Raw genomic sequence first — 17,287 nt, 5'->3', positions numbered from 1 at the left:
TTTGATATTTTTAAAAATATCATTTGACGAAGTTATTGAGATAGCGTATTGTTTTTGTAGATATTATAAAAAATATCAAAAAAAGGAGGAGTGTGAGTGCAGCTACAAACAATAGCAACCGTCACGCACGGAGCCTTTTTATCCCGTATAGAAACAAGCCCAGAAGATACAGCAGCTCAGATCGTCAAGCTCTATACCACGAAAGAATTGAATAAAAGCCTGGGTCTGGATTATAGAGGGGACCATGACCGAGTCACCACCATCCACGTTGCATCAGAGCGGTTCGCAAAATTAAAACTGGCCTCCGAAAAAATGGTCGTGGTCAATTTATTGTCGCAGAAAGCGGCTGCCATTCGAAAAGAACATACGGGGTTACTCATTCCATCTAACTTTGTTGTTATCGAATGGAACGAGCCTATGTCCCCTTTATACTTTGAATGGTATTTTAACGAACATCCTTCTTGCCGAAAGCAATTGCTGATTGCCCGGCAAGGAACGAGCATTTCTACCCTATCCATTCAAATGCTGCGTGAACTGGACATATTGATGCCTCCTCCAAACAAGCAAGAGCTGGTTGGAAAAATGTATAGAGCTCTTAAAAAGAAACAAGCTTTACAGATGGAACGCAACCTCTTGGAAGAACAATTTATGAATTGTAGGATTATCAAAGCGATTGGAGATATGAATCATGACAACAAGTGAAAAGCAACGGAAACAGCAGGCTGACTTACATAAGAAACTATGGGATATGGCAAATGACCTCCGCGGACAAATGGAAGCCTATGAGTTTAAAAATTATATTTTGAGTTTGATTTTCTATCGTTACCTATCCGAAAAAACAGAAGATCGTGTAGCGAAGCTTTTAGAAGAAGATGAGGTCTCTTATGCAGAAGCATGGGAAGATGATGAAATGAAAGAAGCATTAACGGAAGAACTGCTTGAGCAAATCGGCTATGTAATTGAGCCACAATACCTTTTTTCCAACCTGATGAAAGAAATTGAAAAAGGCGAACAAGGCAATTTTGACACAGAAACGTTGCAACAAGCAGTTAATACCGTGACGGAATCTACACTTGGAACAGATAGCCAGGAAGATTTCCAACACTTATTTGATGATTTAGACTTAGCTTCATCTCGATTAGGCCGCGACGTAAAATCTCGCTCTAAGCTGATCGCAAAAATTATGGTAAGCGTAAATAGCATTCCCTTCCTGCATGATGACGTAGATATTGACGTATTAGGAGATGCTTACGAGTATTTGATTTCTCAATTTGCGGCTAATGCAGGGAAAAAAGCAGGCGAATTCTATACACCACAGCAAGTATCGAGAATTTTAGCCAAAATCGTTACACATGGAAAATCCGATTTGAAAAGCGTGTACGATCCAACTTGCGGATCAGGTTCATTGCTTTTGCGGGTAGCTAAAGAAACGAATGTCCGCAAATTTTATGGACAGGAACTTACTTCTACCACGTATAACTTGGCACGAATGAATATGTTGCTTCATGATGTATCGTATCAAAATTTTGATATTCAAAATGCAAATACACTAGAGGAACCTTATCATACTGAAATGAAATTTGAAGCTGTGGTCGCCAACCCTCCTTATAGTGCTAAATGGAGTGCCGATACAAAATTTTTAGATGATGAGCGATTCAGTGCATATGGAAAACTTGCACCAAAATCTAAAGCCGATTTTGCTTTTGTTCAACATATGATTCACCATTTAGATGATAACGGAACGATGGCTGTTGTCCTTCCTCACGGTGTCCTCTTTAGAGGAGCTGCAGAGGGTGTTATCCGTAAATATTTAATTGAAGATAAGAATTACTTAGATGCGGTAATCGGATTACCGGCGAATATTTTCTTTGGAACGACGATCCCAACATGTATTTTAGTATTTAAAAAATGCAGAGAAGCCGGAGATAATGTCATTTTTATTGATGCGTCTAATGAGTTTGAAAAAGGAAAAAACCAAAACAATTTAACAGATGAAAACGTACAAAAGATAATTGAAACTTATGCTAATCGTGAGACGATTGACAAATACTCCTACGCAGCAACATTAGATGAGATTAGAGAAAACGAATATAACTTAAATATTCCTCGTTACGTTGATACATTTGAAGAAGAAGAAGCAATTGACTTAGATTTTATTTCAAAACGTTTAAAAGAAATTGATGATGAGGTTGCTGACATCGACGAGGAATTAGCAAAGTATTTCGAAGAGCTAGGAGTGTAAAGGGATGAATGCACCAAAATTAAGACTCAAAGGAAATGTGAACTCGTGGACTTCAGTAACTTTAGGTGAATTGCTTGCATTTAATAATGGAATTAATGCCGATAAAGATAGTTATGGGCATGGGCGAAAGTTTATAAATGTTTTGGATATTCTTAATAATAATTTCATTACCTACGATAAAATTATCGGATCTGTTTCAGTGAGCTTACAAGTAGAGGCTAATAATAAAGTTGAATATGGAGATATTTTATTTTTGAGAAGTTCCGAAACTAGAGAAGATGTCGGAAAGAGTTCCGTTTACCTTGATTCATCAGATTATGCACTCTATGGTGGTTTTGTAATTAGAGGTAAAAAAATCGCTGAGTATAATCCTTATTTTTTAAAGTTAAATTTAGAAACCCCTAAAATTAGAAATCAGATTGGATCAAAAGCCGGAGGAAGTACTAGATTTAATGTTAGTCAAGGAATCTTAAGTTCTGTAGAAATTAGTCTTACTACTTTAGAAGAACAACAACAAATTGCTGATTTTTTCACCCTGCTTGATCAGCGCATCGAAAAACAACAGGAAAAAATTGAATTGCTGAAAGCACAGAAAAAAGGGCTTGTGCAGAAGATTTTTAGCCAGGAAATTCGGTTTAGGGACGAGAACGGTGAATTATTTCCTGAATGGAATGAGTACAAAATAGGAGATATATTTGATGTAACAAGAGGTGTTGTTATAGCTAAGCCTACACTAGCTGCACAATATTCTAACGAAAGCCCATATCCTGTATATTCCTCCCAAACCTCCAATAATGGCATACTTGGATGGACAAATTCATACGACTTTGAAGGGAATTATTTAACATGGACTACCGATGGAGCAAACGCAGGGAAAGTTTTTCAACGTTCAGGTAAATTCAAATGTACAAATGTATGTGGCTTATTAGTTGAAAAGGAAGATACCAAAGGCTGGGCAAATAAGTTAGTTTCAGAAGCTCTTAATAGAGAAACACCGAAACATGTCTCATATGTAGGGAATCCAAAATTAATGAATGGTGTAATGAGTACAATAAAAATTAATTTACCCACTATTGATGAGCAAAAAAAGATTTCTAATTTTTTATCAAAACTTGAGTTAAAAATTGAAAAGGAAGAAGCAAAGCTCAAAGTATTAAAAGGACAGAAAAAAAGCTTTATGCAGAAGATGTTTATATAATCTAATTAAATAGATCTCGTAATACAAAGTCTTACACAAGCATCTATTTAACCACCGTTTTATAGACAAAATAGCCAGCCCCCTAAAATTAAAGTTTTAGGGGGCTTATAATGCTTGTTTCCGTCTATTTACTCGTCTATGTGTAGTTCTATATAAAACGTATATTTATAGAAAAAAGAGGTAACCCGATGGAGTAAAACCCATTTAATTTGTCTAAGTATTTATACATCAGATTTTTCACCGTCTAAGATTTAACATTTTTAAATACTGTATGAATTTTACAAATTACAGAAAATAATTCTCTTCGCCATTAATTTCTTTATCAAAAACGACCGTTTAAGAGAAGAAAAGAGTAATACACGAAAACAGACTAAAAACCTGTTTTTCTTTTATCAAAAGTATTATCAAAACAAATTATATCCATAAGAACGCATGGAAAGCTGAAAAAGATGATCGCAAAAGAAACTGTTCCCCAACACAGGCTTAAAATTATTGAGGAAAAGAATGCAGTTAAGTACTTAAATCATCATTAATTTATAATCAACCTTTCCCAAAGCACGCCATTATTTTAAAGGCACAAATATAAATTACAAGTTTTATTAAACGAGTGTTAATATTAACCAAAATGCGAAAATTAATCTTTTTTTAATGTTATGATACATTTGCAGCCTCGTTATTTATGGATACTAAATAGTACATGGAGGTTTTCATATGCCGGAGCAAAACGCTAATGGGAATTCCCCTCTTGCACGAAAATACATCGATGAAGAGCTATTTGACCAGCAACACAGGCAAGAAGTAAATCAGTTCCTTTCTGACTACCAGGCCGGTTTCTTTGAAAAAAACATTGAAAACATTCATCTTTTCTTTCAAAAATCCGCCGCTGGCCGCAAGTTGTCTGACCATTTTAGAAAACATTTTTTGGATGATGTTTTACGGGGGTGAAAAATGCTCTCGGCAAAAAACAATTTGTGCAGGAGCGGTTTTATTTTTACTACGAATACCAAACTACCGAAACTCTGGTAAGCAGACTGAACGTGCTTTATCAGCCTCACATCAAGTATCTAGCAGAAGCGGCTGCCCAACTTGGAACATATGAATTCTTTATGGAGCATATCCTCGTTGTTTTTAAAGAGATAAAACGCCAGGCCTCTCTAGAAGGGAATGATAAGCGAAGCAGGAATTCTCAAAAATCCCGTTCTATCGATGGGGATTATGACGATGTATACGAGGGAATCAAATATACTGATCCACACCTTGTAGCTGTCGAACTGGCCCATTACATCGAATTACTGGACCATTCATCTTCATTTAAAATTGGCAGACTAAAGAAAAAAGTGTTCCTGTCCGAATTCAAGGACTATTTATATAAAGCAGATGCTCTCTTAGGCATTCTAGAAGATTCATGATACAATAATCAAACTTAAGAGGCATCATAGCCGGAGCATGATAAAATTCAACTTTTCTGAGGCTATCTGGCCCAGTGTATTGATGAACGCCCAGCTCATAGAAACTAGTACGATTTCGGTTAATAGGGCAATTTATTGTATTAACACTATTTGTTAAATTCACATAATAAACATATAAAAGATATACCAACATAAGTTTACAAGCAACTTCTATAAAAAACTGAGGTGAAGATAGAGGATTTTATTACTAGAAAGTTAAGAAGTTTCTTTTATGTAGCTCAGCTTTTAGACATCCTCTTTAAAATGAAAACTTTGTGTATAAGCTGAGCCACAATTTTGTGAATTGAGTTTTTTATTTGAGAATAAAAGCTCTCTAGAGATTGAGTTCAACATATGTGATTCATTTCGCTTAGGTTTGACGGGGAAGTTTCTGCTTTAAAAATTGGATTTTGGCCAGAAGATTTTAGCCAGAGCCGCATTAAAAAATGGTGACTTTCCATTAGGTTTGGACATAGGTTTACCACCATTTATACCATTTCTTCTTTAACTCCGCCTTCTTGGCCTCTTGCGTATTTTTAAGGGATTCGAGCAAAAGCTGATCCCGCTTTTTTAGTGAATCCTTAATATATTGCTCTTGCTTATCTAGTTTTGACCCTAATTCCCGGTTAAACTGCTGCTGTTCATCTAACTTTGTTACCAATGCCTGATTAAACTGCTCCTGACGTTCCAGACGTTCCATTATCACGGCTAAGTCCTTCCGAATCAACCTCGAAGAATCCTCATTTATCGGTTCAGGCTTTACGGGTTCACCGGTTACAAAGTAATATTCAATCTGCTTAAGGGAGTAATTTTGCTCTCGATTTAATTTGCGTATCAGCAGAAGCCTTTCCAGCGCTGGCTTATCAAAATAATGGTACCCATTATCTCCTTGTACAGTCGGGATATGTGCTTTTAATTCCCTCATCCAATTACGTACTACACCAGGACTTTCATTCACATAATTAGCCGCTTCTTTCACCGTCATGCGGATTTCCTCAAGGTTTTCCGTTAGGTTTTTATCATGTAGATCCTGCGTTTGATTTACGATTTTAATCACCCTTTCAAGGTAGGTTTCAACGCATGTGACTGAACAGCAACCCGTTGTTATGCCTTTCCCAAGGTGTGTGAACCGCTTCGCTAAGGTTTTAGAGCAGGTTATTCACTTATGTTTACAGTTCGATGTTCCTTCCTAATATCCTTTAAAAATGAAAAGGTTGTTTCGAGATGATTATGAAGCTTCCAACGAGTTATTTAGAATGTTTTCAAAGAGAGGATGAGCAATAGATAGATATGAAAAAAGCAACCATAAAGAAAAACTCAATTGGAGAGCCAGTTATATCAAAGAACTATAAAGAATTTTTTATGCTCGGTTTATCATGCTCTGACAATTAAGGCACAAATGAAGTTTTAGTGTCTCAAAGAAGTTTCATGCTTCTTCTGTATTATCCAATTATTAGCATCAAAATGATTTTTAAAAATGCCAATGAATTAAACGTTTACTAGAAATAATTAGATTTTAACCGAAAAAACATCTTATTTTTCTGAAAAAAACATAATTCTACCTAATACTTTGAAGCAGGAGTACTTATGTAAATGTGAGAAAATCTAACAAGATAAATTTCAGAAAATACAAAAAAATATTGACGATTTTTTCATTGTATAATAATATTTTAGGTAACAAGAAAAAAATTTTTAATATTGCCTAAAAAAAAGTAATGAATTTAGTCTGAGAAGAGGCATATAAAGGTGATACATATGAAGAAATTTAAAGATGAATTGCCTTCACTGATTTCTACTGTGGTAGTTATTACAGGTCACTTTGCAGATAGGACGGAAATAATCTTGTTCGATTGTTTCTAAAGGAATCGAAAGCGCTAACATTTACATAAATGGAAAGGTTGATTAACATGGAAAACATTAAAGATGAGCTGCCTTTGCTGCTTTCTATCATGTCAGGAATTACGGGGCAATTTGGAGATAAATGTGAAGTGGTTTTACATGATTTAACTCAAGACTACGAAAGTACAATTATAGCGATTATGAATGGTCATGTAACTGGAAGGAAAGTCGGTGATTGTGGAAGTAACCTCGGTTTAGAAGTTCTTAGAGGCACTGTAGAACAAGGTGATAAGTTTAACTACGTAACTCAAACGAGAGATGGGAAAATTTTAAGATCAACCTCAATTTATTTGAAAAACAGTCAAGGTAAGACCATTGGTTCTATATGCATTAATCTTGATATCTCAGACTTTTTAGCCGCGGAACAAACCATTAAATCGATTACCATGCACAGCCTGGATCAGGAAGTCAATGAAGTTTTTGTAAACGATGTGAACGATCTTCTGGATTACTTAATAAATGAATGCCAAAAAGAAGCTGGAAAGCCCATATCTCTTATGTCAAAAGAAGAAAAAATTAAAGCAATTGACTATCTCGATATTAAAGGAGCATTTCTAGTTAAGAAGTCTGGAGATAAAGTTTGTCAGAGATTTGATATCTCAAAATTCACTCTGTATAGCTACCTTGAAGAAGTACGTACTAAGCGCAAGGAGAAAGAGGAAAAAGGAAACCTTATATAAATGTTTTAGATAGTAATAGGTATTGTTGGAAAATAGCTTATTTATAAAGGTCACGTAATTAACAACACCTATTTTATATAAAAAAGTTTTAACATCGATTAATGTGATATTTTTGTCACTCTCACTATTAATAAATCTAGTTATACATGAAATTGTATATAATCATGAATTTTAGGAGGAATTATATGAAACTGTGTGAAAAAGTGGCTATTATTACAGGAGCCAGTAATGGGCACGGAATGGGAAGGGGATTTGCTGAAGGGTTTGCAAGAGAGGGAGCAAATTTAGTTTTAAACTATTATTCCCAAGACGAAAATGAAATGGAAAAGTTTCGTAAAGAATTAGAACAGTTTGGCAAGAAAGTTATTCTAGTGCATGGTGATATTTCGAAAGAAGAAACGGTAAAGGAGTTAGTAGAAACAGCTATTGCAGCATTTGGACGAATTGATATCTTGTTAAATAATGCAGCTATATCAACGTTGAGCCACATTCAAAATATGCCAACTGAAATGTGGGATCGTATGATTGAGGTAAATCTTAGAAGTGTCTTTTTAACTACAAAGTATGTGGTGCCATATATGATTAAGCAAAACGGAGGTAGAATTATCAATATTTCCTCACAGCTTGCTCAAAAAGGTGGGAAAGAACATAGTCATTATGCAGCTGCAAAAGCCGGAATAATTGGTTTTACTAAATCAATTGCATTGGAGCTCGGTGTGTTCGGCATTACAGCTAACTGTATTGCCCCCGGACCAATCGAAACTCAAATGATGGACGAGGTTAGTGAGGATTGGAAAACAAAAAAACGATTAGAATTAGTTATACCAAAATTCGGAAGGGTGGAAGAAGTTGTGCCAACTGCAATCTTCTTAGCCTCTGATCCTGAAGGAAATCTTTATACTGGTCAGACACTTGGACCTAATTTAGGGGATGTAATGCAATAAAATATAAAAATGAGATTACCTCAAAGGAGGTGATACGGTTTTAAAGATTTTTATAAGAATGGGTAATTTTGAAAAATTTAAAAGGGAGGGAAATTTATGGAGGAAAAAGCAAAAGAAAAATTTACATTTGATCCTGGACTATATAATGAGGATCTAGCTCCAACGCCTAAGGATCAAAGGAATTGGAATTGGTGGAGTTATTCTGCTATGTGGATGGGGATTGTGCATAACCTTGTAGCATGGGAAGTCGCAGCCAACTTAATTCGTATTGGTATGAGTTTTTGGCAAGCTCTTGGTGTAATCACTTTAGCTTATGGAGTTGCCTTCATAGCTATTATGTTTAATAGTGTTGCGGGAGCCAAATATGGCGTACCTTTCCCTGTCCTAATAAGAGCAGCTTTCGGTGATAAGGGAGCGCAAGTACCCGTTCTTTTGCGTGCCTTGCTCGCTATATTCTGGTTTGGCGTTCATATGTATATTGGGAGTAAAGCAGTCGATGCAGTTTTAAGTGTAGCTTTTCCGGCTTGGGAATCTCTCGGGGAAATAAATGTATTGGGAATGGGGCTAAATAGTTTCATTTCATTTGTTGTCACTTGGCTCTTACACGCATATGTTATTAATCACGGTATAGAGCGGGTACGACGTTTTGAATTATGGGCTGGTCCTTCAATTATGGTTTTAGCAGTCGGACTTGTCATTTGGGCAGTGAATATTGCTGATGGGTTTAGTCCTTTGGTTTCGGCGCCATCACAAATTTCAGGCGCCGAGTTTTGGGGAACCTTCTTCTTGTCAATGTCTGCTTTATTAGGAACAGTTGCGACCCTCATTCTTAATATATCAGACTTAACAAGATTTTCGAAAAGCCAAAAAGATCATATTATTGGCCAAGGCATCGGGCTGCCACTTATGTTTCTCATCTTTTCAATGATGAGTATCCTAGTTGCTTCCGGAACTGTAATTGCTTTTGGGGAAGCAATTACAAACCCTATAGATATTTTACTTCATTTTGACAATCCTGTCATTGTATTAGTCGGGGCTTTTTCAATACTCATTTCAACTGTTTCGGTAAACGTTGCCACAAACGGTATTTCAGTTGGCTTTGATATGACAAATCTTTATCCACAAAAGTTGAATTTCAGCAGATCATGTATGATTGCTATTATTATTGGTGCTCTTTCAGCACCGTGGCTCTGGTATGATAACACAAATTCAATTGAAGCAGTAATGGGAGCGATTGGTTCAACTATGGGACCTGTCACAGGCATTATGCTAGTGGATTTTTATTTCATTCGCCGCAAAAACTATGACGTTAAAAGTTTTTATGTGAGAGATGGAGCCTACTCTTATAAGGATGGTTACAACAAAAAAGCATTTGCAGCATTTGGGATTGGTGTATTTGCTGCTTTTCTTGGACTAATCGTTCCAAGCTTGAGCTTTTTATACAGTTATAACTGGTTTTTAGGAGTTGGAGTTGGAGGTTTATCTTATTTTATTCTAATGGCTAATAATCGGAGCAATTTGATAAATACAAGTGATCAGAAAACAACTCAAGAAAAAACTACAATTGTTTAAAAAGTGGGTGTCTAATTAGACACCTCTTATGCTGAAAAATAACCGCATATTTTAGAAGTAAAGGAGCGATTTTACTATGATTAATAAAGATAGGCTTTATGAAAGAATAGAGACTCTTGCTAAAATTGGTGCCACTGAAGATGGCGGTGTAACCAGACTTGCCCTTACAAAAGAAGACAGGGAAGCGCAGGAGCTAGTGTCAAGCTGGATGAAAGAAGCCGGAATGCAAGTGAGACGCGATTCGGCAGGAAATCTAATTGGCCGAAAAGAGGGGAAAGAACCAGGGGCAAAGACAATTGTAATGGGCTCTCACATAGACTCAGTTGGCAATGGTGGGAAATTAGATGGCACAATCGGAGTAATTGGTGGCATTGAGGTTGTGCAGCATATTACAGAAGAAGGAATAGAGATTAAATCACCCGTTGAAGTTATTGCTTTTTGTGAAGAAGAGGGTTCACGCTTTCAATCAGGAGGTATTTTTGGCAGTCGAGCTATGACAGGCAAAATCACAAGAAAAGATTTGGAAGTAAGAGACAGTAAGGGTATTTCACGCAGAGATGCATTAATCCATTTTGGTTTAGACCCTGAAGGGATCTTTAACGAAGTTATTAGAAAAAAGGACGAAATTGGATTGTATCTAGAGATGCATATTGAGCAAGGTCCAATTTTAGAAGCAGCCGAAATTCCTGTGGGAATTGTTACTGCAATTACAGGGTTATCATTAACAGAAATTACTTTTGAAGGCACCCCAAACCATGTTGGTGGGACTCCTATGGGCATGCGCAATGATGCGTTACTTGGTGCTAGTGAATTTGCAATTGCGACTGAGGAAATTTGTGAAGAGTTTGGATCTCCGGCGGTAGGAACTGTGGCAAGTATGAATGTATATCCAAATCAAGTAAATATTGTTCCTGGAAAAGTAATTTTAACAGTTGATGTCCGAGATGTAGATATTGAGAGAAGAGAAACCATATTAGAAAAACTAAGAAATAGAGCCCTTGAAATAAGTGAGAAGCGTGGTCTTAACGTTGATTTCAATTTAAAGTTAAAGGCAAATCCAGCCCCATGTAATGAAAAAGTGATGGAATTAATGAAATCCAAAGCAAAAGAAGCGGGAATTATATGTCAGGAAATTGTCAGTGGTGGTGGACATGATGCTCAGCTGATGGCCGAGTTGGCTGATATGGGCATGATCTTTGTTCGATCAACGGGAGGAAGCCATAATCCGAAGGAATCAGCTAAAATTGATGACATTACTCTAGGGACTAAACTCTTATCGGAGGTCGCAATTCACTATCTTATAAAAATGCCGGTTGATTCTACTGGACAAAGTATAATCTAAGGCTAGCTCGATAAGATAGGGACTATTAATACTTATATAAGAGGAATCCTTTTTCTAAATTAGGAGGTCACAATATGGGAAGAACGATTATCAAAAATGGATTTGTAATAACTTCTACAGAGCAATTCAAGGCAGATGTATTAATTGAAGAAGGTACTATTGTATCATTATCAGAATCATTTCTTGAAAAACAGGATGACCTCATAATTGATGCCACCGATAAATACGTTTTCCCTGGAGGAATTGACGCCCATGTACACTTAGATATTCCAGGGACTGTGGATGGGTTTGAGTCCGGTACCAAAGCAGCTGCACTTGGTGGTATAACAAGTATTATTAATTATGCAGATCCCGTTAAGGAAAAATCTTTTATAGAGACACTTCAAGAGTGGAAGAAAAAAGCAAAGCCTTCCTATATTGATTATGGCATTCACTCGATAATTAATAGATGTGACGATGAAACTTTAAAAGAAATTCCTCTTCTTGCAAAAGAAGGGGTAACTTCAATTAAATTGTTTATGGCTTACAAAGACACAGTAATGGTAAATGATTTAGAGTTATACAAATTAATGAAAAAAGCCGGCGAATCAGGTGTAGTGACAAATATTCATGCTGAAAATGGCGATGTAATAGATGAGTTAATTAAGGAAAAAGTAGAGGCCGGGTATACAGCACCTAAATTTCATGCTGATACACGTCCAGCTTCTCTAGAAGCCGAGGCGACAAACAGAGCTCTTAAAATAGCAAATGTAGCAAAAGCACCCGTTTATATCGTTCATGTAACATGTGAAGAAGCACTAAATGAGGTGAAGCGAGCGTTAGAGGATGGTATTAATGCATTTGCCGAGACTTGTCCTCACTATTTAGTTTTGGATCGCAGCTATCTAGAGTTACCGAATTTTGAGGGGGCCAAATATGTTTGTTCCCCACCATTACGTGAAAAATCTGATCAGAATGCGTTATGGGAAGGATTATATACAGGGATTATTTCTACAATAGGTTCTGATCATGCATCTATTCCATTTGAGGGCGGAAAGACGCGTGGCAGAAATGATTTTTCTAAAATTCCTAATGGATGTCCTGGAATAGAAAGCTCCTTCAGCTTACTTTATCACTATGGGGTTCAGGGCAACCGTATAACTTTACAGCAATTTGTTCAAAAAACAAGTACCAATCCGGCCAAAATTTTCGGATTATATCCTAAAAAAGGAGAAATAGCACTAGGCAGTGATGCTGATATTGTTATTTTTGATCCGCAAAAATCAAGCACCATCTCTGCTGAAACTCAAGCGCAAAACACTGACTACAACATTTATGAAGGAACGAAAATAGAAGGATCAATTTCTCATGTGTTATCCAAAGGAAAAATTATTGTGGAAAATAATATTTTCAAAGGCGAAAAAGGACATGGAGAGTATTTACACCGAAAAACATTCAATAAAATAGATTCAAAGTTTGAATTAGTGAAAAACTGACTAATTCAAAACTTGATATGAAAGGTGTATTTAAATGAGAATTTTAGTTACGGGTTGCTCAGGGCTTGTGGGATCCCATTTAATAGAGACACTAGCTGCCAAAGGCTACGACATTGTTGGATATGATAGGAGCAAGCCCAAATACGATTCTCCACACTTTGTTTTTGAAGAAGGAGATTTAGGTGACAGCTACAGATTAATTTCAATTCTTAACAGATACAAAATTGATTGTATTGTTCATTGTGGAGGTATTTCTCATCCAAAAATGGGGGAGATTTCGGATATTATACAGGCTAATATAACTGGTACGATAAATATCTTTGAAGCGGCTAAAAAATTCAATATTAAACGCGTAATCAATCTAAGTTCTGGCGCTGTTTATGGCGAAAACCAACTAGATTTTACAAGTGAAGAATCTCCTTTGAGACCTACTTCCATCTATGGTATTTCGAAATTAACCGGGGAACAAGCTGCCGAAATGTATAGCGAGCTTTACGGAATTGAAATTCTTTCTCTAAGAATTTGTTTTGTATATGGTCCAGGTCGTACAACGCCGGACCCACTACAATCCATTCTTAAAAGATTAGTTAAGGGCATAGATGTAAATGATATACAAGGATCGGAGCAAAAGCTTGAATTTATCTATATAAAAGATTTAATTCAGTGTATTGAAAAGGTTATTGAATTACAAGACATAAAAGGGAGAGTTTATAATATCGGCAGTGGGCGCTCTGTAACCCTAGCACAAATTACTGAAATAGTTGAAAAGCTATTCCCGAATTCAACTATTCAAATAGGTCCAGGCACTCTTGGATATGATATGATTGGTCCTTTTGACTGCTCTAAAGCAAAAAATGATTTACAATTCGAAATAAATTATTCTTTAGAAGATGGAATTAAGGAATACATTCATTTTCTAAAAAAAGAGATTTAATGACATATATAAATGTTACTAGGAGGAATGAACAAATGGATATTGAAAAAAGATTAGCCGAAATGAATATTGAACTACCAACAGTTACAGATAAAGGAAAACCTTTTGGAATGGGGGCTCTAAGCGGAAATACTGTGTATCTTTCAGGTCAGACACCGACGGTAAATGGTGAAATGAAGTATATAGGAACCGTGGGCTCGACAATTAGCACTTTAGAAGCGCAGGAAGCAGCCAAAATCTGCACAATAAATTTATTAGCTGCATTAAAAAGCTTATTAGGGGACTTAAATCGTGTGAAGAGAATTGTAAAAATTAATGGTTACGTGGCAGCTGAAAAAGACTTTACTGAACATCCCTTGGTAATTAATGCAGCTTCGGATTTACTAAATGACATCTTTGGCCAAGATGCTAAGCACGCAAGGGCAGCATTAGGCGTTTCTTCTTTACCGGGTGGTTGCCCTGTTGAAATTGAAGCAGTGGCTGAGTTTATTTAGACTTCACTTATCTCAGTTTATTGCCAAACAAGATAACCCATCCTTTTACTTTAGAGAAATTAAATTTATGATACAAGAAGAAGTTAATCTAAGTTATGAAGTCCCTTACATTTTTAAAAACTAATAAATTATAACTCATGCTAGTAAAAAGAACACTAGCATGAGTTATTTTTTGAAGTAAAGGGGCCGTCAATAATTTTGTGTAAATGACGAATCCCCTTTCTTGTAGACTGTCATTTAATCAGCGGTTTTAAACATGGTCGCGAGTTCTGCTCGCGCCTGGTCGAAACCAATATGGCACCGTAAAGCGAAACGCTGGTTGTAGTCCTCAAACTGTGAAACGAGAAAGCGCTCCAGCGCTTCTTCGTTTGGAAACTGCTCTTTGCGCTTCGTGTATTTCTTGATCTGTTTATTGAACGATTCAATTAGGTTTGTTGAATAAAGGCTTCGCTAAATGGATTTTGGGAAGCTGTAAAACGTAAAGATATGTGGGTTTTCAGCTAGTGACTTCGTCACTTTTGGATAAACCACCTGCCATTGGTGCAGAAGGTTTCCAGTGCTTGTTGCCCTTCTTCGACACTCGCAGCGCGATAAACGGCTTTGAAGTCCCTGCAGATTTCAGGCCGGTCTGAAACACGGACTTTATGGGCAATGGTGCGGGCAAGATGGACAAGGCATGTCTGATACTGAGCATGGGGATAGACATGAAAGATACTGTCCGTGATGCCTTTGAGGCCATCGGAAATAAACAAAAGGACTTCGTCTGCGGCGTGTAGTGATGATTATACATCTTCTCAATTAAATCGGAAATTTCAGTCATCTTGACGCCTTTTTAAAACAGGTGGATGTCAAACGATTTGAGCGTATCATTGGAGCGCTGGTAAAGGCGTAATGGTCTGTTGTTTAAATTCTCCATTGCGGTCACGCGGGATCGTCAGCTGGAGATCTCCATATTCAGTGTGCAGCATACGGAAATAAGCACCATTGCGGGAATTGCCTGAGTTAAAACCAATGAGGATTTAATTACTAAAAAGTTATAAAGAGTCTTTCACATAGCTCAGCTTGTAGACATTCTCTTCAAAATGAGAACTTTGTGTACAAGCTGAGCCAAAATTTTGTAAATTGAGGTTTTTTATTTGAAAATAAAAGTTCTCTAGAAATCGATTTCAACATATGTGATTCATTTCGCTTAGGTTTAGTGGGGAAGTTTTCGCTTTAAAAAATTGGATTTTAGTCAGAGTCGAATCAAAAAAACGATATCTGTGTGATAACTTTCCATTAGGTTTAGACATAGGTTTACCACCATTTATACCATTTCTTCTTTAACACCGCTTTCTTGGCCTCTTGTGCGTTTTTAAGGGATTCGAGCAAAAGCTGATCCCGCTTTTTTAGTGAATCCTTAATATATTGCTCTTGCTTATCTAGCTTTGTCCCTAATTCCTGGTTAAACTGCTGCTGTTCATCTAATTTTGTCACCAACGCCTGATTAAATTGCTCCTGCCGGTGCAGCCGCTCCATGATCACAGCTAAGTCCTCCCGAATCAAGCTTGAAGAATCCTCATTCATCGGTTCCGGCTTTACGGGTTCACCGATTGCAAAGTAATATTCAATCTGTTTAAGGGAGTAATTCTGCTCTCGATTTAATTTACGTATCAGCAGGAGCCTTTCTAATGCTGGCTTATCAAAATAATGGTACCCATTATCTCTTTGCACAGTCGGGATATGCGCTTTTAATTCCCTCATCCAATTACGTACCCACCAGCACTTTCATTCACATAGTTAGCGGCTTCTTTCACCGTCATACGGATTTCCTCAAGTTTGTCTCTTATTGAGAGGGAAATGCATTGCACAAATGATGAAATTTTTTAAAAATATGCACAAATGATAAATTTCTTGTTGACGTATCTTTAATGAAAGCGTATACTCATCCGTAGATAAGCACGAATGACCTAAATTATTATTTTATTGCACAAATGTGCAAATGGTTAGCAGGTGTTTATAAAAGTGAGGGATATAAAATGACTAGTAGAGAAGAAAAGAAGCTTCTAGTGAAAATAGCCCAAATGTACTATGAAGAAGACATGACGCAAAGTGCTATATCAAAAGAATTGGGTATTTATCGTACATCTATTAGCAGATGGCTTAAGAAAGCGCGAGAAGAGGGAATTGTCAAAATCACGATCAATACGGATATTGATGAAACGTTTGATTTAGAACAACGCTTAACAAAACTTTTTAACTTGCGAGAAGTCATCATTGTTCCAGATAAAAAAGACCAAACTCAAGTAGAAAAGAAGAAAGCGGTCGCAATAGCCGGCGCTGAATTGCTTAAAAAAATTATTCAAGATGACGATGTAATTGGTTTTGCCTGGGGCAGTACAATGGCCAGTATGATTGGCGAGTTTCCGGGTGTAAGCAAAAAAGATGCACATTTTGTTCCCTTAGTAGGTGGACCTGGGCCAATGGATACAAAGCATCACGTAAACACGATTGTTTATAACATTGCTGAAGATTTTAATGGAACTGCTTATTTTATTGACGCCGCAGCAGTAGTAGAAAAAAAAGAGACAAAAGATGATATTATTCATTCTCATTATTTCAAAAAAATAACAGAATTGTGGGATAGCTTAACGGTTGCTGTAGTAGGAATTGGGAATCCAGGTCAATCCTCCAACTTAGTTTGGGCTGGGTTTTGTGGAGATGAAGAGATTGAAGCTTTAAATGAGCAGGGCGCTATTGGCGACATTTGCTCAAGATTTTATGACATAAATGGGCGTCTAATTCATTCTGACTTATCTGACCGAACGATTGCTGTTGAGTTGGAGAAATTAAAACATATCTCTTATTCAATCGGTATTGCAGAATCGGTAGAAAAAGCTCCTTCAATTATAGGGGGATTAAGAGGCCGGTATATCAATACGTTAATTACAACAGAAGAAACGGCAAATGAAATGCTGAAGATTTTGGAACAACAAGAGAAAGTGCTGTCTGATAATTAAATACCTAATCAGGGAACAATCTTTTATTGAAATCGGATATACAACAATCTCAGCTTATCT

15 protein-coding genes and 1 pseudogene are annotated in these 17,287 nt (G+C 36.7%); 13 read left to right on the top strand and 3 right to left on the bottom strand.

Annotated features, from left to right (window positions below; translation table 11 throughout):
• Positions 1-96 precede the first annotated feature (96 nt).
• The 5 genes from VP98_RS07935 to VP98_RS07915 all read left to right on the top strand — a co-directional run bounded on the left by VP98_RS07935 (position 97) and on the right by VP98_RS07915 (position 4,849).
• The gene (locus VP98_RS07935; RefSeq protein WP_046174857.1) at positions 97-702 is read left to right on the top strand and encodes a restriction endonuclease subunit S domain-containing protein; all 606 of its coding nucleotides are present in this window, start codon (positions 97-99) and stop codon (positions 700-702) included.
• A complete protein-coding gene (locus tag VP98_RS07930) occupies positions 689-2,242 on the top strand; it encodes a type I restriction-modification system subunit M (RefSeq protein ID WP_046174856.1) in 1,554 nt (517 codons plus the stop codon). The genes VP98_RS07935 and VP98_RS07930 overlap by 14 nt, the downstream gene beginning before the upstream one ends.
• A gap of 4 nt (positions 2,243-2,246) precedes the next feature.
• Complete coding sequence (locus VP98_RS07925) at positions 2,247-3,440, top strand: restriction endonuclease subunit S (RefSeq protein ID WP_046174855.1); 1,194 nt, start codon at positions 2,247-2,249, stop codon at positions 3,438-3,440.
• A 711-nt stretch (positions 3,441-4,151) separates the two neighbouring features.
• On the top strand, positions 4,152-4,385 hold the full coding sequence (locus VP98_RS07920; protein WP_046174854.1) for a hypothetical protein: 234 nt from the start codon (positions 4,152-4,154) through the stop codon (positions 4,383-4,385).
• Entirely contained in the window at positions 4,382-4,849 is a 468-nt protein-coding gene (locus VP98_RS07915) for a hypothetical protein (protein ID WP_046174853.1), read from the top strand. The genes VP98_RS07920 and VP98_RS07915 overlap by 4 nt, the downstream gene beginning before the upstream one ends.
• A gap of 517 nt (positions 4,850-5,366) precedes the next feature.
• On the opposite strand, the gene VP98_RS07910 is transcribed toward VP98_RS07915, so the two are convergent.
• Positions 5,367-5,873, bottom strand: coding sequence for a MerR family transcriptional regulator (locus tag VP98_RS07910; protein ID WP_046174852.1), 507 nt, complete (start codon positions 5,871-5,873; stop codon positions 5,367-5,369).
• A 922-nt stretch (positions 5,874-6,795) separates the two neighbouring features.
• Between VP98_RS07910 and VP98_RS07905 the strand changes: the two genes are divergently transcribed.
• The 7 genes from VP98_RS07905 (at position 6,796) to VP98_RS07875 (ending at position 14,228) form a co-directional block, all read left to right on the top strand.
• Complete coding sequence (locus tag VP98_RS07905) at positions 6,796-7,467, top strand: helix-turn-helix transcriptional regulator (protein ID WP_046174851.1); 672 nt, start codon at positions 6,796-6,798, stop codon at positions 7,465-7,467.
• A gap of 185 nt (positions 7,468-7,652) precedes the next feature.
• A complete protein-coding gene (locus VP98_RS07900) occupies positions 7,653-8,411 on the top strand; it encodes an SDR family NAD(P)-dependent oxidoreductase (protein WP_052712185.1) in 759 nt (252 codons plus the stop codon).
• A 96-nt stretch (positions 8,412-8,507) separates the two neighbouring features.
• A complete protein-coding gene (locus VP98_RS07895; RefSeq protein WP_046174849.1) occupies positions 8,508-9,983 on the top strand; it encodes an NCS1 family nucleobase:cation symporter-1 in 1,476 nt (491 codons plus the stop codon).
• Between the two features lie 76 nt (positions 9,984-10,059).
• Positions 10,060-11,325: a M20 family metallo-hydrolase gene (locus VP98_RS07890; RefSeq protein WP_046174848.1), complete on the top strand. Its 1,266-nt coding sequence runs from the start codon at positions 10,060-10,062 to the stop codon at positions 11,323-11,325.
• A 74-nt stretch (positions 11,326-11,399) separates the two neighbouring features.
• Positions 11,400-12,800 carry a dihydropyrimidinase gene (hydA, locus tag VP98_RS07885; protein ID WP_046174847.1) on the top strand — a complete coding sequence of 467 codons (1,401 nt, stop codon included), beginning with the start codon at positions 11,400-11,402 and terminating at the stop codon, positions 12,798-12,800.
• Positions 12,801-12,834: 34 nt separating this feature from the next.
• Positions 12,835-13,734 carry an NAD-dependent epimerase/dehydratase family protein gene (locus VP98_RS07880; protein WP_046174846.1) on the top strand — a complete coding sequence of 300 codons (900 nt, stop codon included), beginning with the start codon at positions 12,835-12,837 and terminating at the stop codon, positions 13,732-13,734.
• 35 nt (positions 13,735-13,769) lie between these two features.
• Positions 13,770-14,228, top strand: a complete 459-nt coding sequence (locus VP98_RS07875) for a RidA family protein (RefSeq protein ID WP_052712184.1) — start codon at positions 13,770-13,772, stop codon at positions 14,226-14,228.
• A gap of 237 nt (positions 14,229-14,465) precedes the next feature.
• On the opposite strand, the pseudogene VP98_RS18530 reads toward VP98_RS07875, so the two are convergent.
• Together VP98_RS18530 and VP98_RS07870 are read right to left on the bottom strand one after the other, a co-directional pair.
• Positions 14,466-15,241 (bottom strand): annotated as a pseudogene (locus VP98_RS18530) (transposase); the annotation flags it as partial.
• A 283-nt stretch (positions 15,242-15,524) separates the two neighbouring features.
• Entirely contained in the window at positions 15,525-15,971 is a 447-nt protein-coding gene (locus tag VP98_RS07870; RefSeq protein ID WP_052712183.1) for a MerR family transcriptional regulator, read from the bottom strand.
• A 275-nt stretch (positions 15,972-16,246) separates the two neighbouring features.
• Between VP98_RS07870 and VP98_RS07865 the strand changes: the two genes are divergently transcribed.
• Positions 16,247-17,227: a sugar-binding transcriptional regulator gene (locus VP98_RS07865; RefSeq protein ID WP_046174845.1), complete on the top strand. Its 981-nt coding sequence runs from the start codon at positions 16,247-16,249 to the stop codon at positions 17,225-17,227.
• The last annotated feature ends 60 nt before the right edge of the window (positions 17,228-17,287 follow it).

It is taken from the genome of Domibacillus indicus (genome assembly GCF_000970685.1).
GTDB lineage: Bacteria > Bacillota > Bacilli > Bacillales > Domibacillaceae > Domibacillus > Domibacillus indicus.
The sequence above is the reverse complement of the archived record's forward strand: the minus strand, read 5'-3'. Positions and strand labels throughout refer to the sequence as shown.

Coding starts and splice junctions, on each gene's coding strand:
- hydA (WP_046174847.1), top strand. CDS start 11,400: ATGGGAAGAACGATTATCAAAAATGGATTTGTAATAACTTCTACAGAG.
- VP98_RS07920 (WP_046174854.1), top strand. CDS start 4,152: ATGCCGGAGCAAAACGCTAATGGGAATTCCCCTCTTGCACGAAAATAC.
- VP98_RS07870 (WP_052712183.1), bottom strand. CDS start 15,971: ATGAGGGAATTAAAAGCGCATATCCCGACTGTGCAAAGAGATAATGGG.
- VP98_RS07865 (WP_046174845.1), top strand. CDS start 16,247: ATGACTAGTAGAGAAGAAAAGAAGCTTCTAGTGAAAATAGCCCAAATG.
- VP98_RS07930 (WP_046174856.1), top strand. CDS start 689: ATGACAACAAGTGAAAAGCAACGGAAACAGCAGGCTGACTTACATAAG.
- VP98_RS07895 (WP_046174849.1), top strand. CDS start 8,508: ATGGAGGAAAAAGCAAAAGAAAAATTTACATTTGATCCTGGACTATAT.
- VP98_RS07890 (WP_046174848.1), top strand. CDS start 10,060: ATGATTAATAAAGATAGGCTTTATGAAAGAATAGAGACTCTTGCTAAA.
- VP98_RS07905 (WP_046174851.1), top strand. CDS start 6,796: ATGGAAAACATTAAAGATGAGCTGCCTTTGCTGCTTTCTATCATGTCA.
- VP98_RS07880 (WP_046174846.1), top strand. CDS start 12,835: ATGAGAATTTTAGTTACGGGTTGCTCAGGGCTTGTGGGATCCCATTTA.
- VP98_RS07925 (WP_046174855.1), top strand. CDS start 2,247: ATGAATGCACCAAAATTAAGACTCAAAGGAAATGTGAACTCGTGGACT.
- VP98_RS07875 (WP_052712184.1), top strand. CDS start 13,770: ATGGATATTGAAAAAAGATTAGCCGAAATGAATATTGAACTACCAACA.
- VP98_RS07910 (WP_046174852.1), bottom strand. CDS start 5,873: ATGACGGTGAAAGAAGCGGCTAATTATGTGAATGAAAGTCCTGGTGTA.
- VP98_RS07900 (WP_052712185.1), top strand. CDS start 7,653: ATGAAACTGTGTGAAAAAGTGGCTATTATTACAGGAGCCAGTAATGGG.